Here is a 13,998-nt window from a genome sequence, read left to right as displayed (position 1 = left end):
CAGCTATTTTGCGCCCTGGAAGTCTCCGCTTGGAATTTTCAGGAAGGTAAAATGCTGCGAGGTATATCCCAGGATCAGCAGATAGAGGCTGTAGGCAAAAGTCGGTGTCCAGAAAGAAATATCCGGGACCCCGGCAAACACGGATACACCGATGGCCATGCCCAGGAAACCGCTGTAGGTTACGATTTCAATGCGCCGGTCGAGGAAGGAATATCTGCCCTCCAGCACCACATAGAAACTTGCCGGTACCATATAGGCGCCGACGACCATATGCAGCGGCAGATCGAGCGAGAAGGGATTCACCAGGATCAGGAGCGCGGCCAGGATATTGAGGACCGTAACTCCGGCGCGCCAGCAGAGGCAGGTGCCGGGTCCCGGACCGGTCTTGATCATGACGATAATTTTCGAAAAAGCGAGCGCCAGCAGGATGGCGCCAATCAGGGGCGCTTCGTCCACATGGGTCAGGGCGGGCAGCAGCACGCCAACGACGCCCAGAACGATATAGGCCGGCCACTGGACCAGCAGGAACACGCGGCTGCTCAGTAACGCTCGGTTGCGGAGCTTCTGGTCCATGGACAAATCAGTATTTACTTCAGTCATTTGGTCACCCTTATGCATTGAAACCGTGCCGGCACTCCTGCGGCCGGTAATTTTTCGGCTTGGAGTTTCCTCGGCATACTTTTTACTTACTTTTTATCTTTCCCTATTGGTAAATGAGATTAATAGTTCATTGTCCTTGAGGCAATGACCTAAATCATTAATGTTAGTGGTATAGACGAAACGGAAATATCTGAGGGGAAAGGAGTTGCGCTATGACGGAAGTCGAAAAGGTTAAAGTTGGGTGGGAAGAATGGTTGTCCCTGCCTGACTTGGGGCTGCCGGCCATCAAGGCCAAGGTGGATACCGGTGCGAAAACTTCTGCTCTGCATGCGTTTGGTATTTACGAATATACCGAACGCGGCAAGAAAATGGTGTCTTTCGGCGTTCATCCGCTGCCGGAACGCCCTGATATTGAAATCCACTGCGCCGCGCCGCTGGTCGATAAGAGGGAAGTGACCAGTTCCAACGGCCAGACAGAACTCAGGCATATTATTGCCACGACGCTGGAGATTGGCGGGCAGTCCTGGCCGGTGGAAATTTCCCTGACCTTCCGGGAAAATATGGCCTATCGCATGCTTCTGGGGCGGTCCGCCCTGGAAGGCCGGGCGATCGTTGATCCGGTGCAGTCATGCCTGTGTGGTGTCCTTTCTGACAGCCTTTATGACGAACTTGTGCCGGTTGAACCGGAACATCGCCCGCTCAAGATCCTGCTGCTCAGCCGTGAACCGGAAAATTACTCTTCCCGTCGCCTGGTGGAGGAAGCCGAGCGCCGCGGCCATACCATGGACGTCATCAACACCAAACGCTGTTACATGAATATCACCTCCGCGCGGCCCGAAGTGCGCTACGGCGGCAAGGTGTTGCAGCAGTATGATGCGGTTATCCCGCGGATCGGGGCGTCAATCACGTCCTACGGGACGGCGATTGTGCGCCAGTTTGAAGCCATGAACATCTTCTGTCTCAATTCCTCCGATGCGATCCGGCGGTCGCGGGACAAACTGTACGCCCATCAGCTTCTGGCTGCCCAGGGCATTGGCATGCCGGTCACCGGATATGCCAGTTCGCCCAGCGATACCAATGACCTGATCAGCATTGTTGGCGGGGCGCCGCTGGTCCTGAAGCTGTTGCACGGCACCCAGGGCAAGGGCGTGGTGCTGGCGGAAACCAAGAAAGCGGCGGAATCCGTGATTGACGCCTTCCGCGGTCTCGATGCGGATATTCTGGTGCAGGAATTTGTCAAGGAGGCCGCCGGCACGGACATCCGCTGCTTTGTCATCGGCAACAGGGTTGTGGCGGCTATGAAGCGAACCGGCAGTGAAGGGGATTTCCGCAGTAACCTGCACAAAGGCGGCAAGGCGTCAAAGATCCGGATCACAAAGGAAGAGCGGGCCACAGCGATCAAGGCCGCCCGTATTCTGGGGCTGTCGGTGGCCGGGGTTGACCTGTTGCGGACGGAAAAGGGACCGAGGGTTCTGGAGGTCAACTCCTCTCCGGGCCTGGAAGGGATTGAGACAACGACCGGCAAGGATATTACCGGCGCCATTCTGGACTACATTGAAAAGCGGGCCAAGATCATCGCCGATAAACGGCTGCGGGGCAGAAAGCGGGTCAAGCGCGTGAGTAAGTCGATCTCCGCTTCCTGACGGGCGTCAGTATTCTTCGTCGTCAAAGTCCTCGAACAGGTCGTCTTCGGCGGTGGTGTCCAGCTGGCCGTTCCTGATGTCATAGGCGCGCATCTGGCGGTAGGCACTGCGCAGGGTGGCGTAAAAATCCGTCGATGACTTGCTGAGGTCGTCCAGGGTTTCGAGGTTTTCCTCGCGGTAGATCAGGCCGCGCAGGGCCAGCCGGCCATAGCGGAGATACCACCAGCCCTTATGCTCCAGATAAAGGCTGACCGGATCATAAAAGAAGTCGACCATAAAGCCGGTAAAGTCGCGCACGTTTGACGGGCCGAGGATCGGCAGCATCAGGTAGGGGCCTTCACCGAAGCCCCAGACGGCAAACGTCTCGCCGAAATCTTCGGAATGCCGTTCAATCCCCCAATGCGTTGCAGGATCAAGTATGCCGAGCAGGCCGAAGGTCGAATTGATCAGGAAGCGGGTGATGGAGGTCGCGGCCCGTTCCGGCTGCGCCTGCAGGATATCGTTAACGAAAGTGACCGGTTCCCGCCAGTTATTGACGATATTGGAAATCCCCGTCCGGATGGTCGGCGGTCCCCATTTCCGGTACAGCTTGGCCACCGGCTCCAGGATCACGTCGTCAAAGGCGTTGTTGAAGGCGAAAATCGCGCGGTTCATGGGTTCCAGCGGATCGTTGGCCTCTTCATAGGCCGCCAGGGCAGCCGGGTCATCGGCCGGTGGACGGGTGGCGCAGCCGGAGACCAGGATTGTCGCCAGCAACAAGATCAGCAAGAGCGCGTTTCCGGAACGTCCCGGTACATTTTCAAGCAGGTGGTTTTTCATACTTTGTTATTTTGCCGGGACTTCAGTCTGGGCGATTTCCTTCCTGATAAGCATAACTAAAGCAGATACTTTCGCTTTTCAATATGCAACAGGTAACACCCGAACATAAATTTTGAATTAACGACTTTACTTCATATAAAGATATATTTATATATTTGTTCATTGTTATTGATTCGAAGGAAGAGCATGTCTGAATACTCAGTGGAAGAGATACTGGCAGCGTTGCGGGCGGCAGGCGAGGAGACCAGGTTGCGTATCCTCGCCCTGTTCCGGTCAGGGGAACTGACTGTGACGGAACTGGTGACCATCCTGCGTCAGAGCCAGCCCCGGGTATCCCGGCATCTGAAGCTGTTGTGCGAGGCGGGTCTTCTCGAGCGGCACCGGGAAGGAACCTGGATCTTTTACCGGCTGGCCGAACAGGGCGGGCCGGGCAGGCTGGCCCGCTCGATCCTCGAATTCGTGCCCCACTCGGATCAGCTTCTGCAGCATGACCAGGAACGTCTTGCCGAGATCAAGCGGGAACGGACCGAAAGGGCCTCGGAATATTTTCGGGAAAATGCCGCCAACTGGGACAAGATCCGCTCTCTTTATGTGCCCGAGGAAGACGTGGAAAGCCTGTTGCTGGAGCTGACGGCGGACATGGAAATCAAGACCCTGCTTGACGTGGGGACCGGTACCGGGCGGATGCTGGAAGTGTTCGCGCCCCGGATCAGAAAAGGGATCGGCATTGACCTTAGTCGCGAAATGCTGTCGATCGCCAGGGTCAACCTGGAAAAAGCGGGTGTCACCAATTGCCAGGTCCGGCACGGAGATATGTATGATCTGGCCCTGCCGGACGAAACCATCGATCTGGTGATGTTCCATCAGGTTCTGCATTTTGCCGACGATCCCCTGTCCGCGCTCAAGGAGACAAGCCGCCTCCTGAAGAAAGGCGGCCGGGCGATTATTGTGGACTTTGCACCCCACACCCTTGAATTCCTGCGGGAAGAGCATGCCCACCGGCGGCTCGGTTTTTCTGATCGGGAAATCAATGGATGGTGCAAGCAGGTCGGACTCATGTGTGACAACATGATTCCCCTGAAGGGCAGCGAACTGGACGTTTCCATCTGGGTTGCCCGCAAAAACTAAAGCCAAAAATTCAATAAAATAAATATAGTCAGTTAGAGAAGAGCAGTGACAGAAGATCAGAAAACAGATCTGTTAAGGCCCGGTTTGTTTGCCACCAAACCGACGGGCATCAAGGTTTCCTTCGAATTTTTTCCGCCAAATTCGGAAAAAATGGAGGAGACATTATGGAACAGCATTCGCCGGCTTGAGCCCCTGCAGCCGGAAATGGTGTCGGTCACCTATGGCGCCGGCGGCAGTACGCGGGAGCGTACCCATGCCACGGTCACGAGGATCCTGCGGGAAACCTCCCTGACGCCGGCGGCCCATCAGACCTGCGTAGCAAACTCACGCGGGGAAGTGGATGATATCCTGCGGCAGTATTGGGATGAAGGTGTGCGGCATATTGTCGCGCTGCGCGGGGATATGCCGACGGTGGGCCAGGCCTATCAACCGCATCCCGATGGCTACAGCAATGCGGCCGAGCTGGTGGCCGGGGCGAAAAAGATCGGAGACTTTGATATCTCCGTTGCCGCTTATCCGGAGCACCACCCGGAGTCCGGCAGCGCCCAGGCGGACATCGACAACCTGAAGCGCAAGATCGATGCGGGGGCCAACCGGGCTATCACCCAGTATTTCTTTGATGTGGACCATTACTTCCGCTTTATGGACAAGGCGCTGGCGGCAGGGATCAGCGTTCCCATTGTGCCGGGAATTCTGCCGGTGACCAATTTTGCCACAGTCAAAAAATTCTCACAGGCGAGCGGGATTGACGTGCCGGCCTGGCTCGAGAACCTTTTCGAGGGCCTTGAAGACCGTCCGGAATGTCGCCAGCAGGTGGCCGCCACGGTGGCCGCCGAGCAATGCCTGCGCCTTTATCAGAGCGGGGTCAGGCATTTTCATATCTATACCCTGAACCGGGCCGAACTGACCCTGGCTCTTTGTCATATATTGGGTATCCGCCCGCATGGAGAGACTGATGAACACTCAAAGCTCGCGTCTTGAACAATTGCTGTCTGACCGTATCCTGATCCTGGACGGGGCCATGGGCACCATGATCCAGCGGCATAAACCGACCGAGGCAGACTATCGCGGCGATCGCTTTGCCGACTGGAAACAGGATGTGAAGGGCAACAATGACCTTCTGACCCTGTCCCAGCCGGATATGATCCGGGATATTCACCGGGCCTATCTGGAGGCCGGCGCCGATATCCTGGAGACCAATACCTTCAATTCCACCAGTATTTCCCAAGCGGATTACGGGATGGAGGAGCTGGTGTATGAACTGAACCGGGACGGGGCGCGTCTGGCCCGGGAAGCGGCTGATGAATATACCGCCAAAACACCGGACAAGCCGCGGTTTGTCGCCGGGGTGCTGGGGCCGACCAACCGTACCGCCAGCATCTCCCCGGACGTCAACAACCCCGCATTCCGCAATGTCAGTTTTGATGAACTGGTGGCCTCCTATGAAGAAGCGACCCGGGGCCTGATCGATGGCGGCGCGGATATCATCCTGCTGGAGACGGTGTTTGATACCCTGAACGCCAAGGCGGCGATCTTCGCGGTGCAGAATGTGTTTGACGAGATCGGCCGCGAACTGCCGGTCATGATTTCCGGCACCATCACCGATGCCTCGGGCCGGACCCTGTCCGGGCAAACTGCTGAGGCCTTCTGGTACAGTGTACGCCATGCGAACCCGATCAGCGTCGGTTTTAACTGCGCCCTCGGCGCCGACCAGTTGCGCCAGCATGTCCTGGCCCTGTCCCGGGTGGCCGATACCAACGTTTCCGCCCATCCCAACGCGGGCTTGCCCAATGAAATGGGCGACTATGACGAGACCCCGGAATATATGGCCTCCCACCTCAGGGAATGGGCCGAAAGCGGCCTGGTCAATATTCTCGGCGGCTGTTGCGGCACCACCCCGGAGCATATCAGGGCCATTGCCGAGGCGGTGGCGGACCTGCCGCCGCGGAAAATTCCTGACATTTCCCCTCATATGACGCTCAGCGGGCTTGAGCCCTTTGAAGTCGTGCAGTCACAGGCCTGAGCGCCGGGGAAGGAAAGAGATGAAACAGAATCCGATTTTTATCAATGTGGGCGAGCGGACCAATGTGACCGGCTCCGCCAAGTTCAAGAAATTGATCCTCAACGGCGACTATGCCGAGGCGCTGGATGTGGCCCGCCAGCAGGTGGAAGCCGGGGCGCAGATCATCGACATCAACATGGACGAGGCCATGCTCGACAGCGAGCAGGCCATGGTCACCTTCCTCAACCTGATCGCCGGCGAGCCGGACATCAGCCGGGTGCCGATCATGATCGACAGTTCCAAATGGTCGGTGATCGAAGCGGGCCTGAAATGTATCCAGGGCAAGGGGGTGGTCAACTCCATCTCGCTCAAGGAAGGCGAGGAAAATTTCATTGACCAGGCGCGCAAGGTCAAGCGCTATGGCGCTGCGGTAGTGGTGATGGCCTTTGATGAGCATGGCCAGGCCGACACCGAGGACCGCAAATACGAGATTTGCGAACGCTCCTACAAGGTGCTGACCGAAAAAGTCGGTTTCCCGCCCGAGGATATTATTTTTGACCCTAACATCTTTGCCGTCGCCACCGGCATCGAGGAACATAACAGCTATGGTCTCGATTTCATCAGGGCAACGCAGCGGATCAAGGAAAACCTGCCCTACGTCCATGTCTCCGGCGGGGTCAGCAATATCTCTTTCTCCTTCCGCGGCAACAACCCGGTGCGTGAGGCCATGCACAGCGTATTCCTGTATCACGCCATCCAGGCCGGCATGGATATGGGCATTGTCAATGCCGGCATGATCACGGTTTATTCGGAGATTCCGGAAGAGCTCAGGGAGCGGGTGGAGGACGTGATCCTCAACCGCCGGCCCGACGCCACCGACCGACTGCTGGAGATTGCCGACAAATACAAGGGCGAGAAAGGCGTCGAGCGCAAGGAAGACCTTGCCTGGCGGGAACTCGAGGTGGAAAAGCGCCTGACCCACGCCCTGGTCAAGGGTATCACCAGCCATATTGTCGAGGATACCGAGGAATGCCGCCGGAAGGTGGCCGAGCGCGGCGGGCGGCCGCTGGAGGTGATCGAAGGCCCGCTGATGGACGGTATGAATGTGGTCGGCGACCTGTTCGGCACCGGCCAGATGTTCCTGCCCCAGGTGGTGAAGTCGGCCCGGGTGATGAAACAGGCGGTGGCCCATTTGATCCCCTATATCGAGGCGGAAAAATCAGAGGGATCCCAGGCCAAGGGCAAGATCCTGATGGCCACGGTCAAAGGCGACGTGCATGACATCGGCAAGAATATCGTCGGCGTCGTGCTGCAGTGTAACAATTACGACGTGATCGATCTGGGTGTGATGGTGCCGTTCGAGGAGATTCTGTCCACGGCGGAAAAGGAAAAGGTGGATATCATCGGCCTGTCCGGGCTGATCACCCCGTCGCTGGAGGAAATGTCTACTGTGGCGGCGGAAATGGAGCGCCGCAAGATCAAGCTGCCGCTGATGATCGGCGGGGCGACCACGTCCAAGGTGCATACGGCGGTCAAGATCGCGCCCAATACGTCGGGCGCGGTGGTGCATGTGCTGGATGCCTCCCGCGCGGTGGGGGTCGCCAGCCAGTTGCTGAGCGCCGAGCATCGCGACGCCTTCATGGCGGAGGTAGCCAATGATTACGAGCAGATGCGCGAACGTCATGCCCGCGGGCGCCGGGCCGATAACCAGGTCACCCTGCAGGAAGCGCGCGCCAATGCCTTTAGGGTCGACTGGCAGGGCTATCAGCCGCCGGTCCCCAGCTTCACCGGCACCAGGGTGTTTGAGGATTATGACCTGGGCGACCTGGTCAACCGGATCGACTGGACGCCTTTCTTCCGCACTTGGGAACTGGCCGGGACCTATCCGAAGATTCTCGAGGACGAAGTGGTGGGGGAAAGCGCCCGACATCTGTTCCGGGATGCAGAGGCTATGCTGAAATCCATCGTTGACGACAAGTGGCTCAGGGCCAAGGCGGTGATCGGCTTCTGGCCGGCCAACAGCGTCGGCGACGATGTGGAGCTTTATGACGAGAGCGGCGCCCGCATGGAGACGGTGCATTTCCTGCGCCAGCAGGTGGCGAAACGGGAAGGGCGGGCCAATATGTGCCTGGCCGACTTCATCGCCCCGAAAGACAGCGGCCTCACCGATTATCTGGGTGGCTTTGTGGTTACGGCCGGGATCGGGATTGAGGATAAGCTCGAGGAATTCAAGGCCAGTCACGATGACTATAACGATATCCTGCTCAAGGCGCTGGCTGACCGGCTGGCGGAAGCCTTTGCCGAACGCATGCATGAGCGGGTGCGCAGGGAATTCTGGGCCTATGCGCCGGACGAAAACCTCGGCAACGCGGAGCTGATCCGGGAGCGATACCGGGGCATCCGCCCGGCGCCGGGCTATCCGGCCTGCCCGGATCATACGGAAAAACCGGCCCTGTTCAGCCTGCTCAACGCCCAGCAGAATGCCGGGGTGATATTGACTGACAGCATGGCCATGCTGCCGGCAAGTTCCGTGTCCGGCTATTATTTCAGCCATCCGGACAGCCAGTATTTCGGCCTCGGCAAGATTTCCCGCGACCAGGTGGAGGATTATGCCGCCCGCCGGGGCATGGAAGTCGCCGACGTGGAACGCTGGCTGGCGCCGAACCTGGCCTATAATCGCTAAGACTCTGAGGAATAGGCTATTTTGCCCCGTTCGGCCCTGGTGTAATCAGGATCATCAATGTATATGCAATGCAATTAAGTGCATACTAATTTAGATTTGTGCAATGTGCGATGGTAGCGCAAAAAGCAATGCAAAATGCAATAGTATATGGTTAAAAAGTAGCAAATACAGCAAAATCTAATATTATAAGTTGTTGATTCTAATATAGTTGCAAGAAAAACCTTTTTTTGGCACAGCCTTTGCTATACATCATAGGGAACTAGGCCTGTAGCAAATCGCCTGGTTTATCCGGTGTGACGGACCCTGAGTAGCAGGAAAGTATGAGTATGTCTGTCACGCCGGTCTTATCTTTTACCAAGTGTTCCCGATGACCTCAGAAATAGTGCCCGGCGATGATGCTGGCGAAGATAATGGCGCCGAAATCGCGGTTTGACTTGAACAGTTTCAGACATCGTTCCGTATTGTCCATCTCCAGCGACCAGATTTGCCACAGCAAGTGCACGGTGGCGGCCATGATCCCCACATAAAAACCGAGCCCCAGACCGGTCATGCCGCCGGCAATGGTGAACAGAACAGCCGTGATGCCATAGAAGATGATCAGCCAGGCCGGGGTTGATTTGCCAAGCTTGAGCGCGGTGGATTTGACCCCGATCAGGGCGTCGTCTTCCTTGTCTTGGTGGGCATAAATGGTATCATAGCCCAGGGTCCAGAATATTCCCCCGATATACAGAATTATGCTTGGCCATTCCAGACCACCGGTTACAGCAGCCCAGCCCATCAGCGCGCCCCAGTTAAAAGTAAGCCCGAGGAAAAATTGCGGCCAGTAGGTGATCCTTTTCATGAAGGGATAGGTAACAACCAGGGTCAGGGACAATACGCCGAGTTTGACGACCATGACATTGAACTGCAACAGGATCAGCAGGCCGAGCAGGCAGAGTCCGCCGAGGAACAGAAGGGCCTGTTTGACCGAAACCCGGCCGCTGGGCAGCGGGCGTTCGCGGGTGCGTTCCACCTGGGCGTCGAACTTGATGTCGGCCAGGTCATTGACCACGCAGCCTGCCCCCCGCATCACATAAGCGCCGATGGAAAATAAAATGAGATAGGAAATATGGGGGAGATAAAATTCCCAGTTTTCAGGCCTCCAGTATTGCCAGTGACTGGCCAGAGCGATGGACCACAGGCAAGGCCACAGCAAAAGCCAGGTGCCGATCGGCCGGTCCGCCCGCATCAGCTGCAGGTAGGGCACGGTCGCGGCCGGGGCAAAGCGATGAACCCAGCTGCTGCGTACGGTATCCTTGGGGGCAGACTCCAGATGTTTCTCCGGATTTGTCATTGGTCAATCCCTCATAGCAGGGTATAAATAGGTCATATCGTCCAACAAGGTAACTCATTCCATGACCAGTGCAACACCAAATATCCGGCTTTATGTGGAGCATGATCTGGGGACCGATCGGGAGTTCCTGATCGACGGCAACCAGGGCCATTACCTGATCAACGTGATGCGCATGAAGGAAGGCGAGGTGGTGGCCCTGTTCAACGGCCGCGACGGCGAATGGATGGCCCGGCTCGAGAAGGTCGGCAAGGGCAAGGCTTTGGTCCGGGTGCTGGGGCACCTGGAAGACCAGGCCGAGGAGCCGGATCTGTGGTATCTGTTTGCCCCGGTGAAAAAGGCCAGGCTCGACTATATGGTGGAAAAGGCCACCGAGCTCGGTGTCTCCCTGATCCGGCCGGTGATGACCCGGCGTACCATCGTTGACCGGGTCAAGGAAGAGCGCCTGCGCGCCAATGCCATCGAGGCGGCGGAACAATGCGGCCGCCTGACCGTGCCGGAGATCGAAGAGCCGGTGAAACTGGACAAGCTGCTGGCCGGCTGGCCCGATGACCGGCTGATTATGTTCTGCGACGAAGCCGGCGGCGAGGGCGCGCAGGACATCAAGCCGGTTGGCGAGGCCGTGGCCCAGGCGGGCCAGTCCTCCGGCCTGACTAAATGGGCGATCCTGATCGGCCCGGAAGGCGGCTTCAGTCCGGAAGAGCGGCAGATGATCAGGTCCCATCCGCAGACTGTGGCGGTGACCCTGGGGCCGCGGATCCTCAGGGCGGACACCGCTGCGGTTGCGGCGATCTCGCTATGGCAGTCCTTTGCCGGGGACTGGCAGTAGGAAATCGTTTCAACAAGTTTCCCGACCGACTTAATTGTTGTTCACACATACAGTTTTTATTGTTTGCCCAGTCCCGAAAAGCTAGACTAGTCCAATGACCGACCCTGAATTCAGATCTCCCTGGGATCCTCAAAACCATAAAATGCCGTCCGGCGGCGGAGGCCGGCCGCCCGGCAACAGGCCGGCCTTCTGGAGCATGTATAAATGGGTCATTATCCCCATTGTTCTTGTCATGGTCCTGCTTTTGCTGCTGCCGAAGCTGTCCCTGTCGGGAGGGCAGACGGCAACCCTGCTCTATGACATTATTTTGCTGGCCATGGTCGGGGCCGGCCTGATCGTTCATATCCGCAGCAACCCGGGCCAGGCGCTGCGGAATATCGCCGCCTGGGTGATTATTCTCGGCATCCTGGCTCTGGGGTACAGTATCTGGAGCGGCAGCGGGCGGATCGGCCAGGAACTGAATCCCTCGATGGGGCAGGTCGCCAACGGCGGCATTTCCTTTCCGGCCACCCTGGGCGGTCATTATGTGCTGCGGGTCAAGGTCAATGGCGAACCGGTCACTTTTGTCCTGGATACCGGGGCGAGCGATGTGATCCTGACCGAACAGGACGCCCGCCAGGTCGGTATCGACCCGGACCGGCTGAACTATTCCCAGCCCTATGATACGGCCAATGGCAGGACCTGGGGCGCACGGGTGAGATTGTCGGAAATGTCGCTCGGGCCGATTTATCTTGAAAATGTGAGGGCGTCGGTCATCCGGCGGGGGTTGGACCAGTCCCTGCTGGGCATGAGTTTTCTGGAGAGGCTTTCGGCCTACCAGGTGAAGGATAATGTATTGACTTTATTTCCCTGAAGTACCAAATGAACACAATCACTTCGCTGTGATGAGGAGTTGATTGGAAACTTCGGAAAAAAAAGATAGTTTTGGGAACAATTTCATTAAGGGTGGATGCACGTGACAGGAACTCCTCAGGATAAAAACAGCCCTATTACCTCCAAACAGCAGTTGATCGACTATATCGCTTCGGGCGCCAGGCCGCGCGATGAATGGCGGATCGGGACTGAACATGAAAAATTTGTGTTCTGCAAGGACACATTCCGCCCCGTTCCCTATGAAGGCGAGCGCAGTATCAAAGCGATTCTCGAAGCCAAGGGGCGTGAATTCGGCTGGGACCCGATTATGGAGGGGGACTATATTATCGGCCTGAAAAAAGGCGGTCAGTCCGTGACACTTGAGCCGGGCGGTCAGCTTGAGCTTTCCGGCGCGCCGCTGGAAAATATCCACCAGACCTGTAGCGAAGTTGCCTCCCATCTGAAGGAAGCCAAGGCGGTCAGTGAAGAACTGGGGATCAGTTTCCTGGGCGTCGGCTTCAATCCCAATACCAAACGGGAAGATGTGCCGCGCATGCCCAAGGGGCGGTATAAAATCATGACCGAATATATGCCGAAAAGAGGCAAGCTCGGTCTGGACATGATGTATCGCACCGCCACCATCCAGGTGAACCTGGATTATTCCGATGAGGCGGATATGGTGAAAAAATTCCGCACCTCGCTGGCGCTGCAGCCTATCGCGACGGCCTTGTTTGCCAATTCCCCCTTCACCGAAGGCAAGCCGAACGGCTTTATGAGCTATCGCAGCCATATCTGGACCGACACGGATCCGGATCGTTGCGGCATGCTGCCGTTTGTGTTCGATGAGTCCATGGGCTATGAGGCCTATGTGGACCATGTACTGAATGTGCCGATGTATTTTGTGTACCGGGACGGCAAATATATCGATGCGTCCGGCCAGTCCTTCAAGGACTTTATCAACGGCGACCTGCCGGCCTATCCCGGTCATGTGGCCACCATGCAGGACTGGGAAGACCATATGAGTACCCTGTTCCCGGAAGTGCGCCTGAAGAAATTCCTGGAACTGCGCGGCGCCGACGGCGGCTCCTGGAACACCATCTGCGCCCTGCCGGCGTTGTGGGTGGGCCTGTTGTATGACAGTGACGCCCTGGACGCGGCCTGGGACCTGTGCAAAGGCTGGACCATCGAGGAGCATGATATCCTGCGCCGGGAAGTGCCGCGTACGGCGCTGCAAACCACGTTCAAGAACGTGAAGCTTCTGGACTGGGCCAGGGAAATGCTGGAAATTTCCGCGCACGGGCTGAAACGGCGCAACAGGCTGAATTCAACCGGAGAGGATGAGCGGATATTCCTTAACGTCCTGTTTGCCATTGTGGAATCCGGACATAGTCACGCTCAGACATTGCTGGATAAATACAACCAGGAGTGGAATAAGGATATTAATCGACTGTTTCAGGAACATGCTTTCTGATAAACTGTTCGATACATAATTATTCGATTATTAACACTTGCTTTATAAAACAAGAATATAACTTAAGAACAGAATTATATGCAAAGCTGCTGAGGCAGTGTGCCTGGCAACATAGAGGTATCGAAAATAGATGGTAGGCGATGAAGAATATGAGGTGTTTGTAAAGACAGACTTTACACCTGATGATTTCAACGCGGACATTCACAATTTGCTGTATAATCACTGGAATGAAATTCGTGGAAACCAGCGTCTACCTTCCCGGGCGGATTTCAATCCTGCAGCCATTGCTCCCGCGCTTCCCTATATTCTGATGCTGGAAGTTCACCCCGGCAATCCCATGCGCTTTCGGTTTCGCCTTTCAGGCACTGAAACCGTAGAAGTGATGGGGATAAATGCCATGGGACACTGGATTGACGAATTTCCCCATACGAAAGAAATTATTGCCCGCTACAAGCGGCTTGTCGAGACTGGCCAGCCCTATTATAATAGCGACAAGTTACACTGGGCGGTGAAGGACTTCCATCACTATACAGCTTTGACGTTACCCTTCTCCGATGATGGGAAAAATGTCAACATTCTGATCTCGACCAATTATTATTTCTAGTTGTCTTGGCAAAGCGTTAGGCTATCCCTGAAGTAAA

Annotated in this window: 10 protein-coding genes and 1 pseudogene; 8 read left to right on the top strand and 3 right to left on the bottom strand. The window is 56.6% G+C overall.

Annotated features, from left to right (window positions below):
- Window positions 1-3: 3 nt before the first annotated feature.
- On the bottom strand, window positions 4-600 hold the full coding sequence (locus FIV46_RS16385) for a hypothetical protein (protein WP_139941997.1): 597 nt from the start codon (window positions 598-600) through the stop codon (window positions 4-6).
- Between the two features lie 212 nt (window positions 601-812).
- On the opposite strand from FIV46_RS16385, the gene rimK reads away from it, so the two are divergent.
- The gene (gene rimK / locus FIV46_RS16380) at window positions 813-2,243 is read left to right on the top strand and encodes a 30S ribosomal protein S6--L-glutamate ligase (protein WP_139941996.1); all 1,431 of its coding nucleotides are present in this window, start codon (window positions 813-815) and stop codon (window positions 2,241-2,243) included.
- 6 nt (window positions 2,244-2,249) lie between these two features.
- Here the strand turns inward: rimK and FIV46_RS16375 are convergent, their stop codons facing one another.
- Complete coding sequence (locus tag FIV46_RS16375) at window positions 2,250-3,062, bottom strand: MlaA family lipoprotein (protein WP_139941995.1); 813 nt, start codon at window positions 3,060-3,062, stop codon at window positions 2,250-2,252.
- A gap of 186 nt (window positions 3,063-3,248) precedes the next feature.
- Here FIV46_RS16375 and FIV46_RS16370 point away from each other — a divergent pair, with 186 nt between their 5' ends.
- From FIV46_RS16370 to metH, 3 genes and pseudogenes are all read left to right on the top strand, one after another.
- Window positions 3,249-4,190, top strand: coding sequence for an ArsR/SmtB family transcription factor (locus tag FIV46_RS16370; RefSeq protein WP_219846171.1), 942 nt, complete (start codon window positions 3,249-3,251; stop codon window positions 4,188-4,190).
- 69 nt (window positions 4,191-4,259) lie between these two features.
- The gene (gene metF, locus FIV46_RS16365; protein WP_342780459.1) at window positions 4,260-5,171 is read left to right on the top strand and encodes a methylenetetrahydrofolate reductase [NAD(P)H]; all 912 of its coding nucleotides are present in this window, start codon (window positions 4,260-4,262) and stop codon (window positions 5,169-5,171) included.
- Window positions 5,146-8,875: pseudogene (gene metH, locus FIV46_RS16360) on the top strand (methionine synthase). The gene metF and the pseudogene metH overlap by 26 nt, the downstream one beginning before the upstream one ends.
- A 373-nt stretch (window positions 8,876-9,248) precedes the next feature.
- Here the strand turns inward: metH and ubiA are convergent.
- Window positions 9,249-10,208: a 4-hydroxybenzoate octaprenyltransferase gene (ubiA, locus tag FIV46_RS16355; protein WP_139941993.1), complete on the bottom strand. Its 960-nt coding sequence runs from the start codon at window positions 10,206-10,208 to the stop codon at window positions 9,249-9,251.
- A 61-nt stretch (window positions 10,209-10,269) separates the two neighbouring features.
- Between ubiA and FIV46_RS16350 the strand changes: the two genes are divergently transcribed.
- The 4 genes from FIV46_RS16350 (at window position 10,270) to FIV46_RS16335 (ending at window position 13,961) form a co-directional block, all read left to right on the top strand.
- Window positions 10,270-11,034, top strand: coding sequence for a 16S rRNA (uracil(1498)-N(3))-methyltransferase (locus FIV46_RS16350; RefSeq protein WP_139941992.1), 765 nt, complete (start codon window positions 10,270-10,272; stop codon window positions 11,032-11,034).
- Between the two features lie 94 nt (window positions 11,035-11,128).
- Window positions 11,129-11,887 carry a retropepsin-like aspartic protease family protein gene (locus tag FIV46_RS16345; protein WP_139941991.1) on the top strand — a complete coding sequence of 253 codons (759 nt, stop codon included), beginning with the start codon at window positions 11,129-11,131 and terminating at the stop codon, window positions 11,885-11,887.
- 102 nt (window positions 11,888-11,989) lie between these two features.
- A complete protein-coding gene (locus tag FIV46_RS16340) occupies window positions 11,990-13,357 on the top strand; it encodes a glutamate--cysteine ligase (RefSeq protein ID WP_219846167.1) in 1,368 nt (455 codons plus the stop codon).
- Window positions 13,358-13,487: 130 nt separating this feature from the next.
- On the top strand, window positions 13,488-13,961 hold the full coding sequence (locus FIV46_RS16335) for a PAS domain-containing protein (protein WP_139941989.1): 474 nt from the start codon (window positions 13,488-13,490) through the stop codon (window positions 13,959-13,961).
- The last annotated feature ends 37 nt before the right edge of the window (window positions 13,962-13,998 follow it).

It is taken from the genome of Emcibacter nanhaiensis (assembly GCF_006385175.1).
Taxonomy (GTDB): domain Bacteria; phylum Pseudomonadota; class Alphaproteobacteria; order Sphingomonadales; family Emcibacteraceae; genus Emcibacter; species Emcibacter nanhaiensis.
Note: the sequence above shows the minus strand (reverse complement) of the source record. Positions and strands in the feature narration are given on the sequence as shown.